Below are 26963 nucleotides of genomic sequence, written 5' to 3' on the forward strand. Positions count from 1 at the left end.
TCACCTCAGAATAGCCTGATTAACGCAGAGCAGAGGCCTGGCGCCATTCATGACCTACCGTGTTGTTTGGCGATCAGCATATAGAGCGAGGGCACCACGAACAGGGTGAACAGGGTGCCGATGGCCATGCCGCCCACCAGCACCAGGCCGATGGAGTTACGTGCCGCCGCCCCCGGCCCCTCCACCAGGGTCAGGGGAAAATGCCCCGCCACGGTGGCCACCGAGGTCATCAGCACCGGGCGAAAACGGGTCATGGCCGCCTCCTCGATGGCCGCCAGCTTGTCATGCCCCTGTTGCTGCAGCTTGTTGGCAAACTCGACGATTAAAATGCCGTTTTTGGCCACCAGCCCCACCAGGGTCACCAGCCCGACCTGGGCGTAGATATTCAGGGTGGTGGTCCAGCCGTCGGTCCACCAGGGAAAATCCGGATTGGGCATCTTCAGCACGGTGAAGATCAGCGCCCCGAACATGGCCAGTGGCACCGAGCCCAGCAAAATCACCAGGGGATCGCGAAAGGAATTGAACTGCACCGCCAGCACCAGGAAGATCATCAGGATCGCCAGCCCCAGCGCCGGCAGAAACTTGCCGCCTTCGGTACGCAATTGGCGCGACTCGCCGGTGTAGTTGATGGTGTAATCCGCCGGCAACAGCTCGCGGGCGGCGGCTTCCAGCACTTTTAACCCTTCGTCCAGCCGGGGCGTCATGCCCGACAGCTTGACCGCATTGAGCTGCTGAAACCGGTTGAGCGAACGCGGCACCGTGCTGTCGCTCAGGGTGGCGATGGCGCCGAGCGGGATCAGCCGCCCTTCCGGTCCGCTGATATAGATGTCGGTCAGCTGATCCGGGTTGAGCCGTTCGCCCCGCACCAGCTGGGGGATCACCTTGTAGGCCCGCCCCCCTATGTTGAAGCGATTGACATAGTTGCCCCCCAGGGCCGCCCCCAGATCGGCGCCCACCTGCCGGTGGGTCAGCCCCAGCGCCGCCAGCTTCTGATAGTCGAGCACAATTTCCGACTGGGGCTGATCCATCTTCAGATCGATCACCGGCGGAAAATAGAAAAGGCCGCTTTCCATCGCCGCCTGCTGCAACTGCTCGGCATAGGCCAGCATCTTTGCCGGCTCATCGGTGGAGGCGATGATAAATTCCACCGGAAAGTTGCTGCCGCCGGGCAGCGCCGCCGGCTGGCTGGCAAACACCTGCAGGCCGGGAATGGCCGACAGCCCCGCCTGCATCTCGGGCACGATTTCCCGGATCGAGCGGCTGCGCTGATCCCAGGGCTTGACGACCATGCCGCTGAAACCGCCGATGCCCAGGGCCGCCGAGAAGGGATCCGAGGGCGACAGCAAAATCTGGAAGGTCAGCTCCCGTTCCGGCGCATTCAAAAACACCTGCTCCGCCGCCCGCCCGAAATGGATTTTCTGATCCGCCGAGGCATTGGCCGCGTTGTTGATGATGCCGAACATGAAGCCCTGATCTTCGATCGGCGCCAGCTCCCTGGGCGAAAAGACATACATGGGCCCCACCAGCAGGGTCAGCACCGCCCAGAAGGCATAGACCGCCGGCCGCACCTTGAGGATACGCGCCAGCCCGCGGCCGTAGGCCAGGCGAACCCGGTCGAATCTGTGGTTGACCCAGCCGGTAAAGCCGCGCTCTTCCTGCTCGGCACTGCGCAGCAGGCTGGCGCTCATCATGGGCGACAGGGTCAGCGCCACTATGCCGGAGATGGTCACGGCCCCGGCCAGGGTGAGGGCAAATTCGCGAAACAGCGAGCCGGTCAGGCCGCCCTGCAGGCCGATGGGAATATAGACGGCGGCCAGGGTGATGGTCATGGCGACCACAGGCCCAATCAGCTCGCGGGCGCCGATCAACGCCGCCTCACGCGGCGTGCGTCCCTCGCGCAGATGGCGCTCGACGTTTTCCACCACTACTATGGCGTCGTCCACCACCAGCCCTACCGACAGCACTATGGCCAGCAGGGTCAACAGGTTGAGGGTGAAGCCGAACAGTTGCATCAGGAAGATGGCGCCGATCAGCGACACCGGAATGGCCACCACCGGCACCAGCACCGACCGCCAGGAGCCGAGAAACAGGAAGATAACCAGGATAACGATCAGCAGGGTATCTAGCAGGGTGCCCACCACCTCGTGGATGGCGTTGTCGATGTACTCGGAGGCATCGTAGCCCAGCCTGGCCGACAGTCCGGCGGGCAAGTCCCGATCGAGGACCTCCAGATCCGTGCGCACTCCCTGAATCACCTCGATGACATTGGTGTTGGGCAGCGGAAAGATCCCCATGAACACCGCCGTCTGGCCGTTGAAGCTGACCTCGGTGTCGTAGTCCTCGGCGCCCAGCTCCACCTCGGCCACCTCCCGCAGCCGCACCAGGGTATCGCCCTGTTGGCGCACCACCAGTTGCCGGAACTGCTCGGCGGTATGCAAGTCGGTATTGGCGGTCAGATACACCTGCACCTGGGCCCCCTTGGTGTTGCCCACCGCCGACAGAAAATTGTTGGCGGCCAGGGCCGCATTTACCTGTGCCGGGCTGATATTGAGCGCCGCCATGCGATCCGGCTTGAGCCAGACCCGCATGGCAAAGGTACGGGCCCCGAAGATCTCGGCCCGCTGCACCCCCGCCAGTGCCGCCAGCCGGGGCTGCACCACCCGTACCAGATAATCGGTGATCTCGCTCTGGGACAGGCGTTCGGAGGAGAAACTCAGGTAGGCGGCGGCAAATTCCGAGTCCGCCGACTGCACGCTGATCGCCGGCACCTCCGCCTCTGCCGGCAACGCATTGCGCACCTGATTGACCTTGGCGGTAATGTCCGCCAGCGCCCGGGTTGGCTCGTAGTTGAGCTTGAGCCGGGCGGTCACCAGCGACAGGCCGAGCAGGCTCTTGGACTCCACATAATCGATGCCGTCGGCGGAGGCGATGGCCCCTTCAATGGCGGTGGTAATGAAGCCGCGCACCACCTCGGCACTGGCACCGATATAGGGAGTGGCCACAATCACGGAGGCATTCTCGCTTTGGGGATACTGGCGCACGCTGAGCGACCACCAGGCCTGCAGACCGGCGATGACGATAACGATGCTGACCACCAGCGCCAGCACGGGGCGACGGACGAAGATATCGGTGACGGCAACCATGGTCAGCTGTTACCGGGCCGGGGGGCGAGTTGGAAGTCCGGCGCCAGGCGGTTGTCTATCACCACCCTCATGCCCGGAAACAACTTGAACACGCCGGTCGACACCAGCCGCTCGCCCACGGATACCCCTTCGGTCACCACCACGAAGTCGCCGCGCCGAACACCGAGGCGCACCGGGCGTAACTGGATCACCAATGACGAAGCCCCATCGGCCCCTGCCTCTCCCTCTTCCAGTACAAACACCGCATCGCCATCGGGGCCGTGCACCACCGCCGTCTGCGGGATCGGCAAGACCGTCTCCGCATCTGCCAGCTGCATCTCTACCGTCACAAACATGCCGGGCCGCAAGCGGTCATCCGGGTTGGCCAGGGTCGCCTGAATGCGCGCACTGCGGGTCACGGCGTCTATCTCGGGGTTGAAAGCGGTCACCCTGCCCGCAAATGACTGTTCGGGGTAGCTATCGGCGCTGACCGTCACCGCCAGGCCGGCGCTCAGCTCGGCCAGCCGTTGCTGGGGCAGAGAAAAGTCCACATAAACCGGATCGAGCGACTGCAGCGACACCACGGCGCTGCCCTTGTCGAGAAACTGGCCCTGGCTTATCTGACGAATGCCCAGTTGTCCGGAAAAAGGGGCGCGCAGGGTTTTTCTGTTGATCAGGGCGCGAAAAAAATCGACCCGGGCATTGGCCTGCTGCAGATTGGCGGCAATCTGATCAAAGTCGCTGCGGGAAATACTACCGCTTTTACGCAGTTGCTGCGCCCGCCGAAAGGAAAGCCGTGCCAGGGCGGCGGCAGACTCGGCCTCACGCAACTGAGCCTGCTCCAGCTCGGCGTCGAGCCGCAGCAGCACCTCACCGGCCTTTACCCGGGCACCCGACTCGAAGCTGATGTCCTGCACTATGCCCTCGGCCTCGATACGCAACAGGGCGCCCTGCACCGCTACCACGGAGCCCACCGCCCTGACCACCGGCTGCCAGCGTGCTTCGCGTACCACTATCATGTTGACCGGCTCCGGCGGCAGTTGCTGTTGCTCGCCCGCCCGGGCCATGGCATTGAACTGGGTCAGCTTGATCAACATCAGCACAGCGACGATGGGCAACACGACAAGCAGACCCACTCCGGCCCATAGCAATTTTTTCGGCATCGGCTCCTCTGAACGGCTGCTTCTGGTTGATCGTTTGCTCACACTGAAGTCTAGTCGCCCCGGATGCCTAACGGACATCGGTGTAATAATCCCCGTATCCCTTGCGACTCTGTGCATAACCTTCATCATGATCACCGGCGCCCTGTCGCCTCATGTCGCCTCATCGCCATCAAAAGGATTGCTTATGCGCAAACCCCTGTTGCTTACCCTGTTATTACTTCTGGTCGCCCTGTTTTTCATCTTCGATCTCGGCGACTGGTTCACGCTGGAGGCGCTGAAACAACAACAGGCCCAGATGGCCGCGTTGCGGGCCGGCTCGCCCTGGCTGATGGCCGCCGGCTTTTTTGTGCTCTATGTGCTGATGGCGGCACTGTCCTTGCCCGGTGCCGCCATCATGACCCTGGCTGCCGGGGCCTTCTTTGGCATCTGGCAGGGACTGGTGCTGGTGTCGTTTGCTTCGAGCATCGGCGCCACCCTGGCCTTTCTGGTGTCCCGTTTTCTGCTGCGGGATCAGGTACAGCTACGATTCGGCGACCGACTCAAGGCGGTTAACAGGGGCATCAGCCGGGACGGCGCCTTCTACCTGTTTACCCTGCGACTGGTGCCGGTGTTTCCCTTCTTCGTCATCAACCTGCTGCTGGGGCTGACCGCCCTGCCCGCCCGCACCTTCTACTGGGTAAGCCAGCTCGGCATGCTGCCCGGCACCCTGGTGTACGTGAACGCCGGTACCCAGCTCGCCGCCATCAACAGCCTGAACGACATACTGTCGCCAACGCTGCTGGCCTCCTTCGCCCTGCTCGGTATCTTTCCCCTGCTGGCCCGCACCCTGCTGCGCCAGGTGCAGCGCCCCCGGGTGTATCGCAGCTTCAGCAAGCCCCGCCATTTCGACCGCAACCTCATCGTGATCGGCGCCGGCGCCGCCGGTCTGGTCAGCGCCTATATAGCCGCGGCGGTCAAGGCCAGGGTCACCCTGATTGAAGCCGGCAAGATGGGCGGCGACTGCCTCAACACCGGCTGTGTGCCGAGCAAGGCGCTGATCCGCAGCGCCAAGCTGGCCCACCAGATGCGCCACGCCGAGCAGTTCGGCCTCACCGGCACCACGCCCGAATTCAGCTTCAAACAAGTCATGCAGCGGGTGCAGGCCGTGATCCGCAAGGTAGCGCCTCATGACAGCGTCGAGCGTTACACCCAACTGGGGGTGGAGGTATTGCAGGGTTACGGCAGGCTGCTGGACCCCTGGACGGTGGAAGTGACACTGACAGACGGCAACACGATCGATGGCAAAACCCGAAGGCTGACCGCCCGCAGCATCATCATCGCCGCCGGCGCCCGCGCCGCCGTGCCGCCGATACCCGGGCTGGATGAGGTCGACTACCTGACCAGCGACACCCTGTGGGACGCCATGGCCGAGCGGGATACGCCGCCCAGGCGACTGCTGGTAATGGGCGGCGGCCCCATCGGCTGCGAGCTGGCGCAAACCTTCGCCCGGCTGGGATCCGAGGTCACCCTGCTGCAGCGCAACCCCCGGCTGATGCCGAAAGAAGATCCGGAAGTGAGTGAATGGGTCAAACAGGCTCTCACCAGAGACGGCGTGCGGGTACTGACCGAGCATGGCCCCCAGCGGGTAGAGCCAGGCGCCAACGGCATCCGGGTGTTTGCCACTCATCGGGAGCAGGAAAACACACTGGAATGCGACGATCTGCTACTGGCGCTGGGCCGCCAGGCGCGGCTGCAGGGCTACGGGCTGGAGGCACTGGGCATACCCACGGATCGCACCGTCACCACCAACGACTACCTGGAAACCCTGTATCCCAATATTTACGCCGCCGGTGACGTGGCGGGCCCCTACCAGTTCACCCACACCGCCGCCCACATGGCCTGGTATGCCAGCGTCAACGCCCTGTTCGGCCAGTTCAAACGCTTCTCCGTCGATTATTCGGTGGTGCCCTGGTGTACCTTTGTCGATCCCGAAGTGGCCCGGGTGGGCCTGAGCGAGCTGGAGGCCAGGGCGCAGGACATCGCCTATGAGGTCACCCGCTTCGAGCTGGACGAGCTGGACAGGGCCATCACCGACGGCGCGGATCAGGGCTTTATCAAGGTGCTGACCGAGCCCGGCAAAGACCGGATACTGGGGGTGACCATCGTCGGTGAACACGCCGGGGATCTGCTGGCCGAATACGTGCTGGCCATGAAGCACGGGCTGGGCCTGAACAAGATACTGGGCACCATCCACGTCTACCCCACTCTGGCGGAAGCCAACAAGTACGTGGCCGGCGAATGGAAACGCACCCATGCGCCTGCGCGGGTACTGGCCTGGCTGGGCCGTTATCATCAATGGCGGCTGGGCAAAGGGTAAACACAAAAAGGGGCCGGGATGCTTTCGCATTCCGGCCCCTGTCACACTGCCTGCCTGTTTAAGGTCTGCAATAACCGGGCGCTTTAAGGCCCCGTTTTTTCATCAGCATACAATGACGATTATCCGCCCCATCACCCATCGACAAGGTCTGGGTAATGACGCCCGTGTTAGCCGATACTGTCGCTGCCTGAGCCGGTAACATAACTAGGGTAAACACCGCCGCCAGCGTAAGAGCAATCATGGTTTTCATAATGCTTCCCTCTCGTCTGAGTGAGTGGCCTTGTGACCATTAGCGTTGCCTGCAAGGCCTGAGTCAATAACACCTTCCGTCATGGCAACGATATCTAACAACGATATCTAACAACGATGTCTGACGGTTACTCATTAAGTCGCAGCAAGGCGGCTGATTATTACAACAAGAGACCATTTTTTATACAAATCACTGACGGGCGGTGTGACGGACGGTGAGTGATCAGCTTAGCGCCTCACTAAAAAAGTCCAGCAGCATCCGTACCTTGGGCGACAGATGGCGGTTGTGCGGGTAGAGGGCCCAGATGCCATCGTCCGGCTCCTGATAATGCTCCAGCAGGGAGATCAGCCGGCCATCGTCCAGCGCCGGCTGCACATAATAATCCGGTAGCTGCACTATGCCGATCCCCTTGATGGCCGCATCCAGCAGCCCCCAGCCGCTGTCGCAACGGATATTGCCCTTTACCCGGACATTGCGCGGCTTGCCCTGCTCCTGAAAGCGCCAGTAATCCAGGTTGCCCTGCAGGCAGTTATGTTGCTCCAGCTCCGATAACGAGTGCGGCACGCCATAGGTCGACAAATAATGAGGCGAGGCGCACACGTACTGGGTACGGGAAGACAGCCGCCTGGCCATCATGCTGGAGTCTTCCAGCTTGCCCAGTCGAATGGCCAGATCGTACCCCTCGGCCACCAGATCCAGCCTCTGGTTGGTCAGTTTCATCTGCACTTCCAGTTCCGGATAACGCAGCACGAAATCGTTGACCAGCGGGGCTATGGTCTTTTCGCCGTAGGTCACCGGCGCCGTCAGCCGCAACTTGCCCCTGGGCGCCAGTTGCAGATGGGTGATGGTGCGCTCGGCCTCTTCCAGCCCGTCCAGCACCTGGCGGCAGTGCTGATAGTAGATCTGGCCGGCTTCGGTCACCGACACCTTGCGGGTGGTGCGGTAAAACAGCTTGGTCGACAGCCGGGTTTCCAGGGCGCTGACCTGACGGCTGACCTGAGCGGTAGAAATACCCAGCCTTTTTGCCGCCTCGGTAAAACTTTCCACTTCGGCCACCGCCACAAACTCACTCACCCCTTCCCAGATAAACATGTCTACATCCTTACGTCGGAGCCGAATACATCGATAAGCACATTATATTGTTACTTAGGAGTAAAAGTAATTTTAGATATCCGGCCATTATCAACAGAAGGGATGTGAATATAATATCGCCATGGCACCACGGCGCCGGCTTCTATGTCAACGCCACCCAGGCGCCCTGGAACCGGCATTACCGCATGTACGACTATGTGCTGAACGAACTGCCGACGCTCGTCGAGTCCATGTTCCCGCTCAATGATCAGCGCTCCATCGCCGGTCATTCCATGGGTGGTCACGGCGCCCTGGTGCTGGCCCTGCGCAACCCGGAGCGTTACCGCTCTGTGTCGGCCTTCAGCCCCATCAGCAATCCGGTCAACTACCCCCGGGGCAAGAAGGCCTTCGCGGCTTACCTGGGCAAAGACACTGCAGCCTGGGCGGAATACGACGCCAGCCTGCTGATGCGTCAGGCCAGCCGGTTCGTGCCGGCGCTGGTGGATCAGGGCGAGGCGGACGATTTTCTTGCCGAGCAGCTCAAGCCGGAGACACTGGAAGCGGCCGCCAGGATCAGCGGTTATCCGCTGGAGCTGAACCGGCGAGAAGGCTTTGATCACGGTTATTACTTCATCGCCAGCTTCATCGAGCAACACCTGCGCTTTCATGCCGGGTACCTGGCCCGGTAATGCTCCGGCCCCGGAAGACAGCTTTCGAGGCCAGCACTCCGTCCCCCCGGAAGAACTTCGTCCCCCTCGCGAAAACCTCGTCCCCCCCGCGAGAACCTCGTCACCCCCGCGAAGGCGGGGGCCCGGTGCTACTCTGCAGGCGATGCCATAGCTGCAGAGCCGCGCTTCCCATCCTGGATGTCTACCTTGGTGGAAATGAGTCGTGGAAATGAGCTTAGGGGCAATGACCATGTGTTTATATGAGAAGCCACTGATCCTCCACTCAAGTGCCGGCCGACAGCCGCCGGCTCAGGTAGTCCACCATCTTCGACAAATGAGTGATGCCGGCAAAGTCCGTTTCGGGAATGACCAGCCCCAGCTCCCGGCTCAGTGCCTCGATCAGCCGCAGAAAATCCATCGAGTCCAGGTCCAGGGCGTCCCGCATATCTTCTCTTGTCATCCCCGCAGCCTTCTCTTGTCATTCCCGCGAAGGCGGGAATCCAGAAGCAGTGGCGAAGCACTGTCAGCCTGCGGGGCACCTGCAAAGGCACTGGCCCCCCGCCTTCGCGGGGGTGACGATAAAGGCGCGGGGGTGACGATACAGGCAAACTCGCACCCAAATCCATATCGGTTACAGGAGATGCTTAGGCCGTCATTAACCCCGAGCCGACTGTCACCGGCATTGCTTGCCGTGGCTGTCGGATCTCAATCAGCCCGTATCTTCCTTCTCCCCTTGCCCGATTTCGTTAAATACCGCTTAACCATCCAAAAACCTCGCTGTGACATCATGGCTTGCGGCATCCGGTTGCCGCCAGACGCTACATGCCCAAGCGGCCCCAACCCCAAAAATACCCAAAGATGGGTGGATTCCCCCGAATCCATACCGAAATAAATGCATCTCCACATCGGCCATGCCTTGCCCCAGCGCCATCTTCGCCAGAAATAAAGACTGGTATGGATATTGCCTTTTCTGTTTGAAGCCTCTTTGTGATTGAAACGGATTCAAGGATGAGGGGCACCGTTCATGGCCGGAGGAAAAAAAATGCAAAAAACAACACTCAACACCGCAACCGCGCTTTTGCTCGTGATGATCACGGGGCAATCGGCGCAGGCGGCACTGAATGCCGTAGACCCTGGGCCTTATCTGCAGGAAAATGGAGGCTTTGCCGCCTGGTATCAGGATACTCACGGTCGGGTACTTGATCTGTGCCTGTCAAAGGCAACCAGCTCTCGCGTCCCGGGGGCACCGGATGCCCCTTCCTATATGTGCGCACTGTTGCCCGAGCCGGGATTTGATGATACGCAACCGGTCAACTTTCCCACTAACTTCCCCGGCGAAGCCTTCTGGTTTACCGGTGATGCCAGCATAGTGGATACGGCCTCGGGCATCGATTTAGCCTACGGTTCAGCCTTGGAAGCCGCGTTCGCCGCCGAGGAAGTGGTTGAAGGAGATCAGGTCAGTTTCGCCCGTATCCGTATTCGGGTAGATGTGCCCACGGCCGGTACTTACATAGTCACCCACCCTTACGGCACCGAGGTGTTCGAGGTAGACGCAGCCGATGTGGGGGGACGGGCCATCAACATGACCCGGGATATCGGCATAGGTGCGCCCCAAACCTATGACGGCGCCCTGGCCGGTGATGTAGGGCCTTTTCTGCGTAGCGTGAACGGTCCCTATACGGAACCCAACCCGGATACCGGGGTAGTCGAAACCTTTATTGGCGATCCCAACCTGCTGGAAGAAGTCACCGGCAGCCCCTTTGATACCAACTATATTCGTATTCAGGGCCCGGAGGGAGTCGATTTACGCACTGACGTGTTCGCCGTGACGGGCAAACTGTCTGCCGTCGGCCTGACCACCCCGGCCAAGGTCGAACGCGCCACCTACTCCCGCAAAAATGGTGTCAGCGGCGTTGAGGCCCAGCAGGATGTGTTTCTGCAAGCCCCACCGCCCCCGGGCACAGCCAGTTTCACTGACTCGTCCAATGTCAGCGTAGAGATGACCGAAGCCAACACTACCGGCAACTGGTACGGGCAATCGAGCAGCAACCCCACCACCCTACCAGTGACCCTGAACCTGAGCGCCGACAACCAATTGGCCATCCCCAACAGTACGGCAGCCACAGTCACTACGCCCCTGGTCGATCTGGTGCAGATCCACAGTGCTACATACAACCCGGCAAACGGCCAGCTCACCATATCGGCCAGCAGCAGCGACGAAACGGCATCACCGACCCTGACCGTGTTCAGCAACGGTAACGACATCGGCACGCTCGCTGGAGCCGGGCCAATCAAGACGCTGACCACCAACAGCACGCCGATTCCTCCCGCCCAGATACGGGTGGAATCGGCCAACGGCGGCAGTGATCTCGAAGAAGTCATTATTCAGCCCTAAATATTCAGTGAGCCAGGAGGCATCATGAACAAATGGACAAGAACAATCATCACTCCCATAGGGCTGTTTGTCGCCACCGTCGGGCCGGCCCAGGCCGCGCTGTCGGTGGTGGCGCCAGGGCCCCATACGGCCATATCCGGTGGTTTTCCGCTTTGGTATGAGGACGAAAATGGTCTGCAACTGGAGCTGTGTACATCCAAAGCTGTCAACGGAGGCACTGCCGGTGCCTACATGTGTACCTTAATCAACGAGCCCGGGGTCTTTGACGATGCCGACCCTCTGATCTTCCCGGACAACTGGCCAGGAGAGACATTCTGGTTTCTGGCCGAGACCTCCATCCCCGAAGTCGGTAACAGCGGCTATGAGCTCGAGGTGTATGTCGCCGCCCTGGAGGCCGCTTTCGCCGCGGAAGAACCGAAAGCAGGCGATCAGGTGGGCTTTGCCCGCATTCGTATCCGCGCCTCGGTGCCAGTAGCTGGGACCTATACCGTCACCCACCCTTACGGCGTCGAAACCTTCGTGGTAGACGCAGCCGATGTCGGCAGGAGGGCCATCAACATGACCCGTGACATCGGAATAGGTGCACCGGGCGACTTCACAGGAGCCCTGGGGGGAGATCTGGGCCCCTTCCTGCAAAGCGTGAATGGGCTCTATACCGAGACCAACCCGGATACAGGGCTACCCGAAACCTTTATTGGTAATCCCAACCTGACCGAGCCGGTCACCGGTAGCCCCCTCAATACCAACTTTGTACGCATCGATGGCCCGCCGGGGAGAATAGAGAGCGATCTGTTCACCCTCTCTGGCAAGGTACGCGACTCGGCTCCCTCGATTCCACTGGACATCGAGCGAGCGAGCTACCAACGCACCACTGAGCAGACGAACATCGAGGTCTTCGCCAGCTCATCGGCAAATGCCGAGGTCTGCTTCCGCGAAACCCTGGCATTAGTCGACGGCAGCCCTTGCCTGACCGACCTGACCGCCGACAATAACGGCCGCTTCTTTGTGCAGCAGCCTCCGTCAGCAGCGTTGCCGTCCTTGATCGTGGTGACCGCCAGCTCGCCAACCGGGGCAGCACCATCCAGTTCCCTGTCCAGCTCGTTGGTTGACATCGTCAAAATCAATAGCGCCACCTACTCGTGGGACGATAACACCCTTCGCATAGAGGCGACATCCAGTGATGAAGCCCAGGTACCGGATCTGGTTGCCACCGGCTTCGGTCCGTTGAGCAAATCGGGCACAGTGCAGAGCCTGACCATAGTCGATTTGCCCCAACCGCCCGCCAGTATCCGGGTGCAGTCTGCCGCCGGCGGCGCTGATTCCGAGCCGGTTATCGTTATCGGCAGCGCTCCTGTTGTCGACGAAAACCAGCCGCCGGTTGCCCAGGCAGACAACGGTGCCACTACCGCCGGCGTACAGATCACGCTGCAGGTACTGGATAACGACAGCGATCCGGAAGGCAATACGCCGCTCGGCATCGTAGGCCTCACCCAGCCGGCTGCTGGTCAGGGCACCGTTGATAGCAACGGACTCACTCTGACCTATACACCACCGGCGTTGGTCACCAGCGCCTTTGACGCCATCTTCACCTACCAGGCACAAGACTCGCTCGGTGCGATCTCGTCGCCAGCCACGGTCACGGTCAGGGTGTCGCCAGCAGATGTAGACCAAAACCAGCCGCCGGTTGCTCAGGCAGACAATGGTGCCACTACCGCCGGCACACCAATCACGCTGCAGGTACTGGATAACGACAGCGATCCGGAAGGCAATACGCCGCTCGGCATCGTCGGCCTTACCCAGCCGGCTGCAGGTCAGGGCACCGTTGATAGCAACGGACTCACTCTGACCTATACGCCGCCGGTGTCGGTCACCAGCGCCTTTGACGCCATCTTCACCTACCAGGCACAAGACTCGCTCGGTGCGATCTCGTCGCCAGCCACGGTCACTGTCACGGTGTCGCCACAACCGGACACGGCTGAGAACCTAACGGTCACCAGCGCCGAGCTCCGTGATAGACGTGGCCGCCAGAGCTGGGCACTGCAAGGCCAAACCACGGTGGCCACCGATAACAGCATTACCGTCACGGTATCGGGCATCGATGGTCCCGAATTACTGGGCACGGTAACGCCAACTGCGGCCGGCAACTGGCAGTTGTCGGCCCGAACCTCCGGCCTGGTGCTGGCGGAGAACCCGACCGTCACTATCAGCTCGGCCTTCGGTAACACCAGTACGGTGCCGTTGACTATCCGATAGCGTCCCCCTGCCTCTGCAAGGTCGCGGAGGCAGGCTTTACTGCCGGGAAACCAGGCAGCAAGAAAAACCAGAAGGAGCTGACATTATGTCACACCAGACAGACTGGCTACGCCACTATAAAGCACTTGTGCTTGGCTTCTGCTTCTGCCTGGTCAGTCCGCCGCCCCAGGCGGCAGATTTGATGGAGAACTTCGACCTGGCCGGGAATGCCGATTTGATAGCGCCAGGGACAGGCGAACCCGGTAGTACAGCACAGGCTCAGCTGGCGGCAGTGCTCCAGCAGGGTCAGAACAACCTGGCGTACTTAAACCAGTCCGGTTCGTCTCTGCTCGGAATTATCGTGCAGGCCGGTACGGATCAGGAAGCCTATATCTTGCAACAAGGAGGTAGCCAGATGGCAATGATTAATCAGTCGGGTCAGGGTAATACGGCCTTTATTTCACAAGAAGGTGCCGATAACCAGGCATTGATAGTACAGGCCGGCGCCAACAACGGTGCCCGTATCGAGCAGTCCGGGAGTGGGCTGCAAGGCAGTATCGCCCAATACGGCAACCAGCTGCAGGTACTGGTTCGCCAGTATCAGTAACAGACAAAACAGACAACATGTTCATTTGTGACGTACTCGTAAAATATCCTTTGGAGGTAATACCATGTTTAACCTAGTCAAGTTTAAAATTACGCCGGTCGCCGCGGCCATGATGACCCTGCTCAGCGTGCAGGTGCTGGCAGACGATAGCACCTCTACCCAGACCCAGTATGGTGACTTAAACACCGCCGAGGTGACCCAGAGCAACGCCAGCTACAGCTCCACAATGCAGACTCAAACAGGGACTAGCAACCAGGCCATATCTTATCAGACCGACTCGAACAAAACCGTAGAGCAAATTCAGGCCGGCACCACCAACGCGGCCTACGCCGATCAGGACGGCGAACTGAACAGCAGCACGGTGCAGAACCAGGAGGGAGAGCTCAACGATGCGCTTAGCGTCCAGAGATCGGGGGAAACCGGCACCACCACCCAGACCCAGGTCGGTAACCGGAACAAATCCAGCTCCTGGCAGGTAGCAGAGATTGGCAGCACCTCATCAACCACACAGGAAGGTAATGACAACGAGGCCTCAGTCTTTCAAAGTGACGGCGGCGGCAATACTGCTACTATCAGCCAGAATGACAACGGCAACCGGGCCGCGACCGTACAGCTGCTGGAATACGACAGTGCCATTACCGTGACTCAGAACCAGGAGCTTAACGATACTTACGTGCAGCAGGCTGGCGGCTCGGTTAACACCGCCACCGTGTTGCAGGGGGGCGCTAAAAGCTACTCGGAAATCTGGCAGACGGGTCAGCAGGGCAGTATCTCCAGCATCACCCAGCACGGCACCGGCGGCGGCACCATTAACGAAGCGATTATCGACCAATTCATGGGCGACTCCAATCAGGCGACGATCTGGCAAGTGGGTAATACCCAGGCCGCCCTGGTCCAGCAATACAACGCTGACTGGGTAACAACCAGCGTCACCCAAGTCGGCAGTGGTAACGTCAGCTACCTCTACCAGGAAGGCAACGACCACCGCCTGACGGTTCACTCAAGTGGCACCGGCAACACAGTCGACGCCGGCACCCCGGAAGGAACTAACAACGCTGGTGGCCAGTACGGCACCGGCCAGATTGCCACGCTGAAGCAGGATGGTACCAACAACCAGATGAACTTCAGACAAGAAGGCACCAGCGCCAACGAGCTGTATTTCGATCAGGATGGTAGCGGCAACATGTTGACTTCGGTACAAAGCGGTGGCGGTAACTATGTGAAGGGCTACAGCAACGGCGATGACGGTATCGTCACCCTGGACCAGTCCGGCGGCGGCAACCGGGTCGAGATAGCACAGGTATCCGGCATTGGTAACCAGGCCACTGTCACCCAGGCCAACTTCAACCAGGCTGCCTATATCACCCAGACCGGCAACGGCAACATGGCAACCGCCAACCAGTACTGAGCCACAACAGGGTGCCGCCCATCGGGCATTGATAGTGCAGACCGGCGCCAAGCACGGCGCCGGTACCTTGCAGTTCAGAACCGGGCTGCAAGGCAGTATCGCCCAAGACGGCTCTCGCCAGTATCAGTGACAGACAGAATGTTCATTTGTGATGCACACGGAAAATACCCTTTGGAGGTAATACCATGTTTAACCTGACCAAGTTTAAAATTACGCCAGTCGCCGCGGCCATGATGACCCTGCTCAGCGTGCAGGTGCTGGCAGACGACAGCACCTCTACCCAGATCCAGGACGGTGATTACAACACCGCCGAGGTGACCCAGACCGCGGCCAACTTCAGCACCGTGACCCAGAGCCAGACCGGCAACAACAACCTGGCTGAAGCCAAACAGGACGACGAGCTGAACAGCCACTCCTTAACCACACAGCTCGGAAATGACAACGACGCTTCGGTCCTTCAAGAGTACGGCAGCGGTAACCAGAGCGACATCACCCAGACTGGCGACGGCAGCCTCGCCGTAACAGAACAGGAGGAGGAATATGACAGTACCATTACCGTGACTCAATACGGCGGCGTGGGCTCGGAGCTTAACGATACTCTCGTCCTACAATATTACGGCTCCGATAATACCACCACAGTGTCGCAGTCGGGCTCGGGCAACATCGCCACCTCCTGGCAAGAACTTCAGCAGGGCAGTAACTCTAGCGTCACCCAAATCGGGACCAACAATGACCTGTTTGTCGATCAGTTTGACGGCTCAGCTAACCAGGCGACGCTCTGGCAGGAGGGTACGGCCAACATAGCCACGGTAAATCAGTACGACGCCTACGAAGTGATGGCAAACATCATCCAAACCGGAAGTAATAACGACAGTGTCCTCCACCAGGAAGGCGCCAACCACAGCCTGACGCTCATCTCGAACGGCACCGGCAACACCGTCGGCACCGGCACCCTGGACGGTAGTTATAACAACGGCGGCCAGTACGGCTCCGGTCAGATTGCCATGCTGAACCAGAATGGTGACTACAACGAGATGAACTTCAGACAAGAAGGCACCAGCGCCAACGAGCTGTATTTCGATCAGGAGGGTATTGGCAACAGTCTGACCTCGGTGCAAAGCGGTGGCGGTAACACTGTGAAGGGCTACAGCAACGGCGATAACGGCATCGTCTCACTGAACCAGTCCGGCGGCGGCAACTGGGTCGATATCGCACAGGTATCCGGCAGTGGTAACCAGGCCACTGTCACTCAGGCCAACTTCAACCAGGCTGCCTATATCACCCAGACCGGCAACGGCAACATGGCGACCACCATCCAGAACTAAGCAGAACCCCACTCAATGCCGCCCTCGTGGGCGGCTTTATTTTTGCCGCCTTGCTGATTGCCAGCGGTTTTCAACAATAGTTTCCACACTAGTTTCAACACTGGGTCAGATTCCATGCTAGCCATGCTGTTATCCGCCGTTATGCTGACGGGCGACTCGCCGGTCAGCCTTCAATTCGATATTTACAGGCGGGCCCCGGCGCAAGTGCAAGTCAGCCTGTGTTTTCAGGGGGCGGGTCAGAGGGTGCGCTTCAAACTGCAGGTGCTGTCAAACAGTAGCGCAGGACGCAGTCGCACCGTTCAGAGCGGAGAGCTACGAACGGAAGCCGAGCCCGAATGTCCGGTAATCAATCAGATAACGGCACCCGGTCCCGGACGAATCGAGGCCAGCCTGTACTGGTGGATTGACAATATCGAGCAGGCTCCCGAAACACGCACCATCGAACTGAAACAGACCACAACCAACGGCCCTCATACCACAGATATCATCAGGGCCTAAGTGGCACTGCCTTATTACCCACGCTCAGGGGACATCGACACCTCGCCGAGATATTTCGGCAACGACGACTGCTCGAAGCTACTGTCGTCGGCTGCCTGCCACAGACGCTGCTCGATACCCTGCGCAATCATATGGGCCACCGCCGCCTCAATTGCCGACAAGACACTGAGCTGGGCCGGTTCATTGGTGGTGTAGCCCGCTTCGGCTTCCAGCAGCTCCTTGAATTCGATGAATTTGAAGACTCCCGCCTTGTATCCCACCGAATAGATGGTTTTGCTGGTCATGACGTTGGCCAGCACTCGCCCACTGCGCACATCCACCGCGCGCAGGTTAACCGTGACCTGATCGACCCGGTACTCGTGCGAAAGGCTGATCCCCAGATAGGCCGCCCCCTCTCCACCACTGCGCACATTGGTGTCGTAGGCGATGATTCCCCCTTCCAGCAGCAGGTTGGCCGCCTGCAACGGTGGCAAATCATCCTGAATGTTAACTGGTGTGTTGGGCTTGTTCTGGGAGGCGCGGATAATCTTGCGTTCGGTCAGTACATTCTGCAGCCCTTCACGTTCCAGCACGTGAAACCAGCCACTGGCTTGCAACGCATCCACCAGCATGCTGGCGGCGCCCTGGGTCACACTGGTAGAAAAAGAGCTGGCCGGTGTGGGTTTGTACTGGCCGGTTTGATCACGAAAACCATAGACGGCGGCAACCAGTCTCCCCTTGGGGCTGGGCAGCGCCAGCAGATCATAATAGGTCGACGCCCGCGGCGTCAGGGTCGGTGTTTCAGGTTCCATCTTCGCCTGTACAGGCTCGCGCACCGCACAACCCGACAGCGCCATTGACACCAGGGTCAGCATGATTAATCTGTTCATTGTCTCGACATCCTTGTTAGACCTTGATACAGCGGTTTATTATGGCTGTAATTACAAGCCGTTAACGACCACTTCCGATACCTCGCCGGTTACTCGGTCGGTAATCACAATACTCAAAATTCCTGCGTCATCCTCAAGATCTATCATAAAGGCATCCGTGGTCAGGCTACCGGTATTGCCGTCCTGGATATTAGTCAGCAACTGTGACAGCAGGCGCGATTCCAGTTGGGAGGTAAAACGCTCCAGCGCCGTTTGGGTACTTCTTGTGCGGCTCTCCAGATCCGGATCCTTGTGTTTATTCTGAGCCTGGGCACTACCCAGCAAAAAAGAACCGTTCAAAGGGCTGCCACCAAAGGTGGGGTTAATGGGAGTATAAACCAGCTCGGTGGCCTGACTCGATCCGGCAAAACAACTGGCGGCCAGCCAGAGACAGAGCGAAGTCGATGTCATTTTTATCTTCATAATTCATCCCTCTCCAAATCAAATGTATCCTGAAACATATTTTCCAACTTCTGTCGGGCAACTTCTTCACGTATCAAATCCGCCGCTTCATGCGCGACCGACTGCAACTGCGAGGTATTCGGGGCCAGAAAATTACGATAAAGGGTTCGTCCTTCATACTCTACCCACACCAGGCTGCCCCAACGGGCCGATGGTCGTTCGCGCACCACCAGATTAAAGTCCAGTTTACTGGTATCCCGCAACCGCTCGGTGAAATAACGATAGAACTCATGCCCGACGCGAGAAATACTGTTATCGACGATAAACCCCATCATCTCATCCTCATTCGCGTTCACGCTCCCTGCCGTCAACAACAGCAGTAGCAACCCCATTAATAGTGGTCGCCTTCCTCCCGAACGGGAACTTTTAGCTATCCTCCAGCTCTCGGCCACAGTGACAAATAGTGCGCTCTTACTGGGTACACAAGCACACTCTGGATGATTGCTCGTCTGATATTTCATTTCGCTAATCCCTGTCATGATTGTAGACCCCATAGCGCGGCAACCTGGCTTGAGGTCAGTTCACCAGAAAGGACCTTTCCGCCACAAACTGCCAGTCCCGATAGCTGCCCATACGCTCGAACTCCACCCACTGAGCCGGGAAGTTCGCCTGCTTTAACGGCTGCGCCTGCAATCGGCTGTAAACGCCGGCAATGCGGCCATCAACGGACAGGATCAGCCCCCAGTCATGACTTCCGGTCATCGGATCCGGGTAGAGACGGCGCAGATGGCGACGAACCTGAGGGAAACGGGGATCCTCCAGCAATTCTTCCAGCCGTTGCGGATACCGGGCCACGCCCGGCGAGCTGCGGTAGTAGCTGCGCAGTGCCTGGGCATACTGAGTCCCTACCCACAGTAGCTCCCTTTCCTTGGCGCGCTGACTACCCAGTGACCAGAGTTGCCCGGTTCCGGCCAGCGCCAATCCCATTAACACCACCAGGAACAGCACCCCGATATAGGTAAATCCCTGTTGTCCTGCGGCCACACCGCTACCACTGCGCATACCGACTTCCATCCCGGGCCTGGCCGGGGGCTCCGCTTTTGATATCCCCCACCCCGTTACCCTCCGGCGGTGGCACTATGACCCATGAGTCACTGCGCTCGATAATGGGATCCTGCGGCAACCTGCGCAGATAGCGCTGCTCCACCAGCTGCTCAAGGGAGTCCGGGTAGTGGCCGGTATCGCCATAATATTGATCGAGCGCCTCACGCATTACCGACAGACTCTGGCGGAGCGTGGTCTCCTTCGCCTTTTCCAGGCTGGTAAAATAACGTGGCCCCGCCACCGTCAGTAGCATGGCGATAATGCCCATCACTACCAGCAGTTCAATCAGGGTAAAACCCAGGTTCCGTTTCATAAGTCACCATGCTCGATATGGAACACCGTTAAGCCCCGTGCCGGGAGCCAATGAATAAACATCGAAGACATCGTCCCCGGCCCTAGGCTCATCTGCCGGGCTATCGTAGGCACGCAACCCCCAGTGCTCTGCCGCCTCCCGTCGTTGATCGGCAAAAGGATCTCGTGGTATGCGGCGTAAGAAGTAGATTTTTCCACCTTTGACATCTCGTACGTCGCGTACCCCTTCCACCAGCACCTGCAGGGAGGGAGGGTAACCACTTTCATTGGCCGACGTTTGAATATACCCGGCTGTCGCCGCCATGTTGTAGGCATCAATGGCATCACGGAGCTGGTACAAGGCCGTTTTAAGCTCCTGCTCGTGGCCGCGACGGATCACGGTTTCCGTCATGGGTAATGCCATGCTGGCAAGCAGCGCCACCAGCGCCATGGTGATCACCATTTCGATCAGTGAAAAACCCCGTAATCGCTGCAACATAAAGCCTCCTCAGGATGCCGGCGATTCCCTGTCCAGCCCTTCGGCTCCTAGCGAAGGCAGTGGTACCGAAACGGGTTGCAGCTGCAAGTGGCTCTCGGTGCCGCTCGAGAACTCCATGTCGCTGGGGCTGCGGTATGGCAGGTTGCGAACAATTCGCGGAGTAATGGACAACACCAGTTCCGACTTGCCGACCGTATTCTGATTACTGCCAAACAGTCGACCCAAACCGGGAACATCACCGAGCCCCGGGATCTTGTTACCGCTGGAAGAATGGTCATTACGCATCAGGCCGGCCAGCAACTGGGTTTCGCCATCACGCAGCCGCAGCGTGGTCATCGCATTGCGAGTATCTATCTGTACCGGAATGGTTCCCGTACTGGTGGGCCGCTGTGGCGTAGCGTTGCTCACCTCCAGAGATATTTTGATCCCCACCTCATCGTTAAGATAAATGGTCGGCTCTACATCCAGCTTCAGACCCACATCCAGATAGGTGATGGTTTCGGTAATTACCGGCCCCTGAGTGGAGGGCACCGAGGTGGCACTGATAATAGGAACTCGCTGGCCAATATGGATCTTGGCCTGCTCCTTGTTGGTCACCCGGATCACCGGACTGGCCAAGGTATTCACGTCATTATCCTGGGCATTAATCCTGAGCTGAGGAGACGGTGATATGGTGATGCGCCCCGAATCTATACCCCGCAACTGATCCAGAATTCCGATAGCGGATCCATCTGCGTTAATCACACCAAAGGTGTTGGGCCATTGCAGCCCCAGGTCAAGAATTCGCTGCTGGGACACTTCCATCACTTCCAGCTCCAGCACCACTTCAGGGCTGGCTTGATCTTGCGACAACAACAACATTTCGGCCATACGCACCGCGTCCTGCGAATCTCTCATGGTCAGGGTATTGAGCCGTTCGTCAATAAAGATATCCCGGGTTTTAAGCATGGTCTTAATCAGATTAAGCGCCGAGTTGGCATCGGTATTGGTCAGGTAGAAAGTGCGCATCACCAAATCCTGATAATCCTTCAGTTTTTGTGGCGAGTCGGGATAAATCAGAATGGTATTGTCGTTGATCACCTTCTGATGCAACTGATTCTGTTGCAACAGCAGATCAACGGCGTCTTCGATGCTGACTTGACGCACAAATATCGACGCCTTGAGATCCGGCCTGATGTCTTTATCGAAGATAAAGTTCAACCCGGCTGTACTCGCCAGCACCTCGAAGATAACTTTCAGATTGGCGTCTCTGAACTCCAGGGTTACCGGACGGCTCAAGCGGGAACGTAACTGCGGATAGGGAGTACGCGTACGCGCCCTGAGTGTTTCGATGCTGCGCTGTAACTGTCGCCCGCCTTCGTGTTTCGGATCCAGGGCGAAAATGGAGCGTACCTGCTGCTCGGCGCCACTTAAATCACCTCGTCGCAGCGCCGTCTGCCCATGCCGAAGCATGTCGCTGATATAGCGCATCTCATCCAGTTGACGCAGCCCTTCTTGTGCTCTGGCATTATAGCGCTCAATGCCCAGTACCCGTTGATAGCCAAGCCGGGCACTCACGAAGTCTCGTGAAGCTCTGGCCATGTCGGCCTGACTCAACAAGGTCGTTAATACCTTCTTGCGCTGCGTTGCCAGCGTAAGCTGCAGGGCCGTGTTGCGTGGCTTTTCCGCGGCGCTCTGCTCGAGCTTAGCCAGCCCTTCCTCGTAGCTCCCCGACTCGATAAGCGTCAGGCCCTCATGCCGGCTCACACCGGCACATCCGGCCAGCAGAACCAGCCCTGCTATCATGATCAACCAGCGGCCCCACGAACACCCGGTCACTCTTTTCCTTACCCAAGCCTTCCCGCCAGAAACAGAAATCACCGCCGGAAAAGGCAGGCAGGCTAACGTCATTCCGTCGTCATTAACCCGTGCTGCCACTATCATAGTTTGCTCCCTACATTTAGAGACTGAGTCGCTTGCAGAGGCAGATAGACCAACGTCATCCTGTCGTCGGTAACTCCATCTACCCGGTAAGTGCCGTCGATCACATCACCGACACTAACAACATGAACCTCTTCTCCTCGTTGTAAAAAAACCAGCATTTTCTGGCTGTCATCCAGTTTGCCAATAAAACGAAAAGGCAGAGGGGGCGCCACAGGACGCCGCGGCGGAGGTGAGTACACGGGGACCACAGCCACCGGTACTCGCGGCGGTGCCACATACCAGCTATGGGGGGCAAACAGATCGGTACTGGTTTCTACTGCCTGTTTTTCCCTCCTGATACTGCCCTCCTGTTTTCTCATACTCACCGACTTTTGGCCAGAACGTAATGTCGCCAACTGCCCTTGCTCCTGCGGTGAGAAGTCCGCCCTTGTCTGGACGGGCATACTTGCGCTCTCTTCGGTAAAAAAGTATTCGGGGATAATGGCAATAACGCCGGCCAGTCCCAAAAAAATCACCCAGTAAAGTCGTTTGCGGTGTTCCATCACAACCTCGACAAATATAATGTCATACGAATTCGGCCTTCGAGTTGGGCATCGGCAATCTGCTTACGCCGAAAATCTACTTCCTCCAGTACCACCGCGGGTAATTCGGCCAGGAGTCCATGGAGAAAACGCCGCAATTGAGGGTAGCTGCCACGCACCGGCAACAGAATTTGATAACGTACCAGTTGCGTTTTTGGATCAACCCCCAGTGCATATTCACCGCGGGACAAAGAGATGTGTTCCTGATCGGCCAACACATAAATACGATCGATGGCGGTCGTGGCATCCATCTGTGCCGGCAAAGCCTGATAAAAATCATCCACTTGCTGTCCCGGCGCCGCTGGCGGCACATCCAGCCCCTGCTCCAGCCGCTCGCGGTATTCAACGGCCTGGCTGGTACGCTGCTTCAGCGTCGCCAAATGCTGCCGTTCCGGCAAGAGCACCAGAACACCGTAACCCAGCGCCAACAGCAGCAACAGCCCTCCTGTCCAGCCAGGCCAGCCCAATCGTTGCCACTGCTCCTGGAGGATCAGCTTAGGGATACTCATGGTTCACCTCCCAGGTCGCCAGCAGGGTGAAGCGAATCGGCCGTTCGGCCACACTCGCCACTATCTCGTGGCTCAATAGCGACACATCGCTTAATTCATCACTTTGCTCAAGCTGACGATGAAAGGCCAGCATGGCCGGCAAATCACGAGACTCGGCCGAGATGCGTATCTGCCGCTTGTGCGCATCCGGTGCCAGTAACAGCAGAGATACGTCCTCCCGCGACATAGTTTCAAGCAGGGTAAACAGCCCCTCCCAGGGGCGGTTCATCTGTTCGGACACCCGGCGGATCTCTTTCAATTCGGCCTCTTGCACCGGGCTGGCATAGCCTGCGGCAGCCCCCGTGGCCGCATTGCGTCCCGGCAAAGTTCCTTCTACCCGTGCGAGTTCATGCTGCTGGTCTTCTGTGGCGGCGGTGAGTCGCCATTGGTATAGCAGGCTAAACAGGACAACAATGACGGCCAGCAGCAGCAACCCCCACCCCGGTAGACTGGCCCGTGGACGAGATTGAAAGTCGAGTTCGAGTGACCGCATATCAGAGTACCGCCATTGCCATGGTATAAAGATAATCTCCCCCCACTTCGGGTAGGGGTAGAGCAAGGGGATGGGTGAGCACCGCACAAACCGGACTGGGTGGCGACTCGGCTCGGCCTGGTGCATGCAGGTAAACTTGTGACACCGGCGAGCCTTCGAGTTCCTGCAACTCCCTTTCCCGTTCAATCAGGATGCCCAGCGCCTGATCGGTATCGTCACTCGACAACGAACGTACGTGCGCCCAGTGCCCTCCTTGTGCCAACAGCAAGGTACTGCGCTTGGGTTCCGCGAGAATGAACAAAAAGTCATCCTCGGGCAGCGCTTTGGAAAAGCGGTTGAACGCCGCCATCAGATAAGGTTGTACCGAGCCTAGTTGCCAGCCTCTGCTGTTGGCGCTCTGTTGCAAGCTGAGGAGCAATTCAGCTGGCATAGCCGCCGCCAAACGAGTCCGCCCCCCGGCTTCGGGCGAAAAACGAAACTGCCACTCATTATTGAGCGAGCCATAGATCTCCTCAAAACAAATACCGGCATAATTCTGTAACTCGCCAGGCGAGTCGATTTGCTCACTCCAGGGAAGCAGGCAATAGCGGGTAAACTGATTAGAGACCAGCACATACAGTTTGGCCCGTCCCCGACTCGACACCTGTTCGAACAAGCGTTCCAACCCTTCCAGTGCCGCTAGCCAGCCCGACTTTTCACTCTCCTTGTTGTCGGCACGGCCCAGCCACACCAATCCATCCCGCGAGCTTCGGCATAAACCCACTCCTTCACCACCCAGGACGGCGATATAACGCTCAGTCGACAAAAGTGACACGGTTGATCTCCTCCAGGGTGGTTCGTCCTTCACGTACCAGCGCCAGCGCCGAGCTGCGTAACAAATGCAGCCCACGTTGACAGGCGAGTTCTTTGAGCTCGGCAACCGGCCGGCGGTCGATGATCAGCTGGCGCAGCTCATCGTCCAACTGTAATAATTCGGCGATCGCCGTGCGGCCGTGATAGCCGGTTCCCCGGCAATGGCCGCAGCCGGTGCCGTGCACAAAATGGAACCCCTCGATACTGGCGCTGTCCAGCCCCGAGGCTTGCAGCTCATTCTGACTGGGAGTAACGGGAGTGACACAGGACGGACACACCAGGCGAAGCAAGCGCTGGGCTAATACCGCGTTAAGTGCGGATACGAAGCTGTAGGGATCGACTGCCATCTGGGTAAAACGACCAATAACATCAAACACGTTGTTGGCATGAATAGTGGTAAACACAAGATGACCGGTGAGCGCAGATTGCACGGCTATTTGGGCGGTATCGGGATCTCGAATTTCACCGACCATGATTTTGTCCGGATCGTGACGCAGAATGGAGCGTAGCCCACGAGAAAAGGTCAGTCCTTTCTTCTCGTTAACCGGGATTTGCAGCACTCCGGGCAGCTGGTATTCGACCGGATCCTCAATGGTGATGATCTTGTCTACGCCATGGTTGATTTCGGTCAGCATCGCATAAAGGGTGGTGGTCTTGCCGCTGCCCGTCGGCCCGGTGACCAGTACCATGCCATAGGGCTCAGCTGCCAGCCGCCGCAGGTGACGCAAGGTGGCTTCTTCAAAGCCTAGCGACTCCAGGTGAACCCCCTGGGTCTTGTCCGCCAACTCCTGCTTGTCGAGTACCCTCAATACCGCATCTTCACCAAAGATGCTGGGCATAATGGAGACTCGAAAATCTATTTGTCGCCCTTTTATCGCAATCTTGAAACGGCCGTCCTGGGGCACTCGTTTTTCGCCGATATCCAGCTCTGCCATCACCTTAACGCGAGAAATAACCTGCTCCGCAATATCACTGCCATGTACGCGACTGATATTATTCAACACCCCATCGATACGGTATTTAATAACCAGCCCCTGCCCCGTCATACCAATATGTATATCACTGGCATGTATTTTCAGGGCATCGTAGAGGGTTGAGTTGACCAGTTTGACTACCAGGCTGGGATCTTCGCTGATACTGGTCAAGGACAGGTTTTCCAGCGTGACATCACTGTCATCATGGGGCTCGGTCTCGGCATTCAGAGTACCAACGGCCTGGTATGTCTCTTCATGACGGGCCAGATAAGCAACCAGCGCTTCTCTGTGTACCAGGTACAAGGGGGCACCGTCCAGACAGGCGTCGATCCACGCCAACCTTGCATCGTCGAATGGATCGGAAAAAACGCCCACCGGCTGCTGGTCCAGCTGGACCATGACAAACTCTCGTTTGAGCGCTTGTGCCAATGACACGCGCTCGAAGCAGGGCACACAGGAAAACAGGCGTTCGCTGTCCAGCACAGGGTAATGCAGGCTCTGCCCCAGGTTCAGCGTAAACTCATCCGGCGTCAGCGCCACCAGTTCTTCCAGCTCGACCACCAGCCGCCGTCCACTTTCAGCGGACAAGGTTCGCGCATGACCTAATAGCCCTGCATCGAAGCGAGGCGTGACGGGTGTAGCTGCTCTATCCTGTATGTCCTGATTATCAGGCTCAACCCCCATCAATAAGGATCGTCTATCCATGACCTTCCCTCGCGCATTAGGTTCGACCGTTATCCTCGGTCGATTCATCTTTTGAGCTGATTATATCCGGAATGTCAGCTTGCTCAGACTGACGCCGTTCAGCATATACCCAGGTGCCATCATACATCTGTAATGGAAAGTCACTGCGCTGACGGCTCCTGCGATCTTCTCTCTTCTCGAGCGAGCCGACATCGCAATGATTGCTCTGACTAACGTCCCTTAACGCCCGTATTGCCCGGGCCAACTCCGCCAGTGGAAAAGGTTTAAATAGAATGTAGCTTATTCCGCGCTGCACTGCCTGTTCGCGAACATCATTGATCGGATTTCCTGTCATTAATACGCAATGACCATTCCAGTATTGATGAATGGTATCCAATGCCAGGAGTCCTGCCATATCCGGCAAACGAAAGTCGAGTACGATAATGTCTGGAGTAAAATCATTCTGTACCAGACTGATAGCACTGGCCCCGTTACTGACAACCTGAACCTCCAGCTGTTGAAACTCGAGATAAAGCTTGAGGTTTTGCGCTAAAATAAGTTCATCTTCGACTATTAACACCTTGTAATTCATAATGGAAAACTCCTATT

General features: G+C 58.3%; 26 protein-coding genes. 8 read left to right on the top strand and 18 right to left on the bottom strand.

Going from position 1 to position 26963, the window contains the following annotated elements:
* Positions 1–47 precede the first annotated feature (47 nt).
* Positions 48–3143, bottom strand: coding sequence for an efflux RND transporter permease subunit (locus tag HNR62_RS09010; protein ID WP_204795750.1), 3096 nt, complete (start codon positions 3141–3143; stop codon positions 48–50).
* Positions 3144–3145: 2 nt separating this feature from the next.
* Positions 3146–4285: an efflux RND transporter periplasmic adaptor subunit gene (locus tag HNR62_RS09015; protein WP_204795751.1), complete on the bottom strand. Its 1140-nt coding sequence runs from the start codon at positions 4283–4285 to the stop codon at positions 3146–3148.
* Positions 4286–4469: 184 nt separating this feature from the next.
* Between HNR62_RS09015 and HNR62_RS09020 the strand changes: the two genes are divergently transcribed.
* Positions 4470–6641, top strand: coding sequence for an FAD-dependent oxidoreductase (locus HNR62_RS09020; RefSeq protein ID WP_204795752.1), 2172 nt, complete (start codon positions 4470–4472; stop codon positions 6639–6641).
* Between the two features lie 58 nt (positions 6642–6699).
* Here the strand turns inward: HNR62_RS09020 and HNR62_RS09025 are convergent, their stop codons facing one another.
* Positions 6700–6891 carry a hypothetical protein gene (locus HNR62_RS09025; RefSeq protein ID WP_204795753.1) on the bottom strand — a complete coding sequence of 64 codons (192 nt, stop codon included), beginning with the start codon at positions 6889–6891 and terminating at the stop codon, positions 6700–6702.
* Between the two features lie 222 nt (positions 6892–7113).
* Positions 7114–7983 (bottom strand): LysR family transcriptional regulator, encoded by an 870-nt coding sequence (locus HNR62_RS09030; RefSeq protein ID WP_204795754.1) that lies wholly within the window; start codon positions 7981–7983, stop codon positions 7114–7116.
* A gap of 104 nt (positions 7984–8087) precedes the next feature.
* On the opposite strand from HNR62_RS09030, the gene HNR62_RS09035 reads away from it, so the two are divergent.
* Entirely contained in the window at positions 8088–8651 is a 564-nt protein-coding gene (locus HNR62_RS09035) for an alpha/beta hydrolase-fold protein (RefSeq protein WP_476703922.1), read from the top strand.
* 262 nt (positions 8652–8913) lie between these two features.
* Here the strand turns inward: HNR62_RS09035 and HNR62_RS09040 are convergent, their stop codons facing one another.
* A complete protein-coding gene (locus HNR62_RS09040) occupies positions 8914–9090 on the bottom strand; it encodes an acyl carrier protein (RefSeq protein WP_204795755.1) in 177 nt (58 codons plus the stop codon).
* Between the two features lie 582 nt (positions 9091–9672).
* On the opposite strand from HNR62_RS09040, the gene HNR62_RS09045 reads away from it, so the two are divergent.
* The 6 genes from HNR62_RS09045 to HNR62_RS09070 all read left to right on the top strand — a co-directional run bounded on the left by HNR62_RS09045 (position 9673) and on the right by HNR62_RS09070 (position 17095).
* Positions 9673–11025: a hypothetical protein gene (locus HNR62_RS09045; protein WP_204795756.1), complete on the top strand. Its 1353-nt coding sequence runs from the start codon at positions 9673–9675 to the stop codon at positions 11023–11025.
* A 24-nt stretch (positions 11026–11049) separates the two neighbouring features.
* Positions 11050–13278: an Ig-like domain-containing protein gene (locus HNR62_RS09050; RefSeq protein WP_204795757.1), complete on the top strand. Its 2229-nt coding sequence runs from the start codon at positions 11050–11052 to the stop codon at positions 13276–13278.
* Positions 13279–13363: 85 nt separating this feature from the next.
* A complete protein-coding gene (locus HNR62_RS09055) occupies positions 13364–13864 on the top strand; it encodes a hypothetical protein (protein ID WP_204795758.1) in 501 nt (166 codons plus the stop codon).
* A 64-nt stretch (positions 13865–13928) separates the two neighbouring features.
* Positions 13929–15272, top strand: coding sequence for a hypothetical protein (locus HNR62_RS09060; protein WP_204795759.1), 1344 nt, complete (start codon positions 13929–13931; stop codon positions 15270–15272).
* 185 nt (positions 15273–15457) lie between these two features.
* A complete protein-coding gene (locus tag HNR62_RS09065; RefSeq protein ID WP_204795760.1) occupies positions 15458–16597 on the top strand; it encodes a hypothetical protein in 1140 nt (379 codons plus the stop codon).
* A 114-nt stretch (positions 16598–16711) separates the two neighbouring features.
* Positions 16712–17095, top strand: a complete 384-nt coding sequence (locus tag HNR62_RS09070; RefSeq protein WP_204795761.1) for a hypothetical protein — start codon at positions 16712–16714, stop codon at positions 17093–17095.
* Positions 17096–17109: 14 nt separating this feature from the next.
* Here the strand turns inward: HNR62_RS09070 and HNR62_RS09075 are convergent, their stop codons facing one another.
* The 13 genes from HNR62_RS09075 to HNR62_RS09135 form a co-directional block, all read right to left on the bottom strand.
* Positions 17110–17964 (bottom strand): CsgG/HfaB family protein, encoded by an 855-nt coding sequence (locus tag HNR62_RS09075; protein ID WP_204795762.1) that lies wholly within the window; start codon positions 17962–17964, stop codon positions 17110–17112.
* Between the two features lie 51 nt (positions 17965–18015).
* Positions 18016–18414: a curli assembly protein CsgF gene (locus HNR62_RS09080; protein WP_239552703.1), complete on the bottom strand. Its 399-nt coding sequence runs from the start codon at positions 18412–18414 to the stop codon at positions 18016–18018.
* Positions 18415–18422: 8 nt separating this feature from the next.
* Positions 18423–18926, bottom strand: coding sequence for a curli production assembly/transport protein CsgE (csgE, locus tag HNR62_RS09085; protein WP_204795764.1), 504 nt, complete (start codon positions 18924–18926; stop codon positions 18423–18425).
* Between the two features lie 55 nt (positions 18927–18981).
* Positions 18982–19467, bottom strand: a complete 486-nt coding sequence (locus HNR62_RS09090; protein WP_204795765.1) for a type II secretion system protein — start codon at positions 19465–19467, stop codon at positions 18982–18984.
* A complete protein-coding gene (locus tag HNR62_RS09095; RefSeq protein WP_204795790.1) occupies positions 19454–19822 on the bottom strand; it encodes a type II secretion system protein in 369 nt (122 codons plus the stop codon). The genes HNR62_RS09090 and HNR62_RS09095 overlap by 14 nt, the downstream gene beginning before the upstream one ends.
* A 3-nt stretch (positions 19823–19825) precedes the next feature.
* Complete coding sequence (locus tag HNR62_RS09100) at positions 19826–20299, bottom strand: type II secretion system protein (protein WP_204795766.1); 474 nt, start codon at positions 20297–20299, stop codon at positions 19826–19828.
* Between the two features lie 9 nt (positions 20300–20308).
* Complete coding sequence (locus HNR62_RS09105) at positions 20309–22117, bottom strand: secretin N-terminal domain-containing protein (RefSeq protein WP_204795767.1); 1809 nt, start codon at positions 22115–22117, stop codon at positions 20309–20311.
* A 101-nt stretch (positions 22118–22218) separates the two neighbouring features.
* Positions 22219–22764, bottom strand: coding sequence for a hypothetical protein (locus HNR62_RS09110; RefSeq protein WP_204795768.1), 546 nt, complete (start codon positions 22762–22764; stop codon positions 22219–22221).
* Positions 22764–23312: a GspMb/PilO family protein gene (locus HNR62_RS09115; protein ID WP_204795769.1), complete on the bottom strand. Its 549-nt coding sequence runs from the start codon at positions 23310–23312 to the stop codon at positions 22764–22766. Before HNR62_RS09115 ends, HNR62_RS09110 begins: the two co-directional genes overlap by 1 nt.
* Entirely contained in the window at positions 23299–23844 is a 546-nt protein-coding gene (locus HNR62_RS09120) for a pilus assembly protein (protein WP_204795770.1), read from the bottom strand. The genes HNR62_RS09115 and HNR62_RS09120 overlap by 14 nt, the downstream gene beginning before the upstream one ends.
* Position 23845: 1 nt before the next feature.
* A complete protein-coding gene (locus tag HNR62_RS09125; RefSeq protein ID WP_204795771.1) occupies positions 23846–24658 on the bottom strand; it encodes a hypothetical protein in 813 nt (270 codons plus the stop codon).
* The gene (locus HNR62_RS09130) at positions 24639–26258 is read right to left on the bottom strand and encodes a GspE/PulE family protein (RefSeq protein WP_204795772.1); all 1620 of its coding nucleotides are present in this window, start codon (positions 26256–26258) and stop codon (positions 24639–24641) included. The genes HNR62_RS09125 and HNR62_RS09130 overlap by 20 nt, the downstream gene beginning before the upstream one ends.
* Before the next feature lie 133 nt (positions 26259–26391).
* The gene (locus HNR62_RS09135; protein WP_204795773.1) at positions 26392–26946 is read right to left on the bottom strand and encodes a response regulator; all 555 of its coding nucleotides are present in this window, start codon (positions 26944–26946) and stop codon (positions 26392–26394) included.
* Positions 26947–26963: the final 17 nt, after the last annotated feature.

The sequence above is a fragment of the Oceanisphaera litoralis genome (genome assembly GCF_016907015.1).
Classification (GTDB): Bacteria; Pseudomonadota; Gammaproteobacteria; order Enterobacterales; family Aeromonadaceae; genus Oceanimonas; species Oceanimonas litoralis.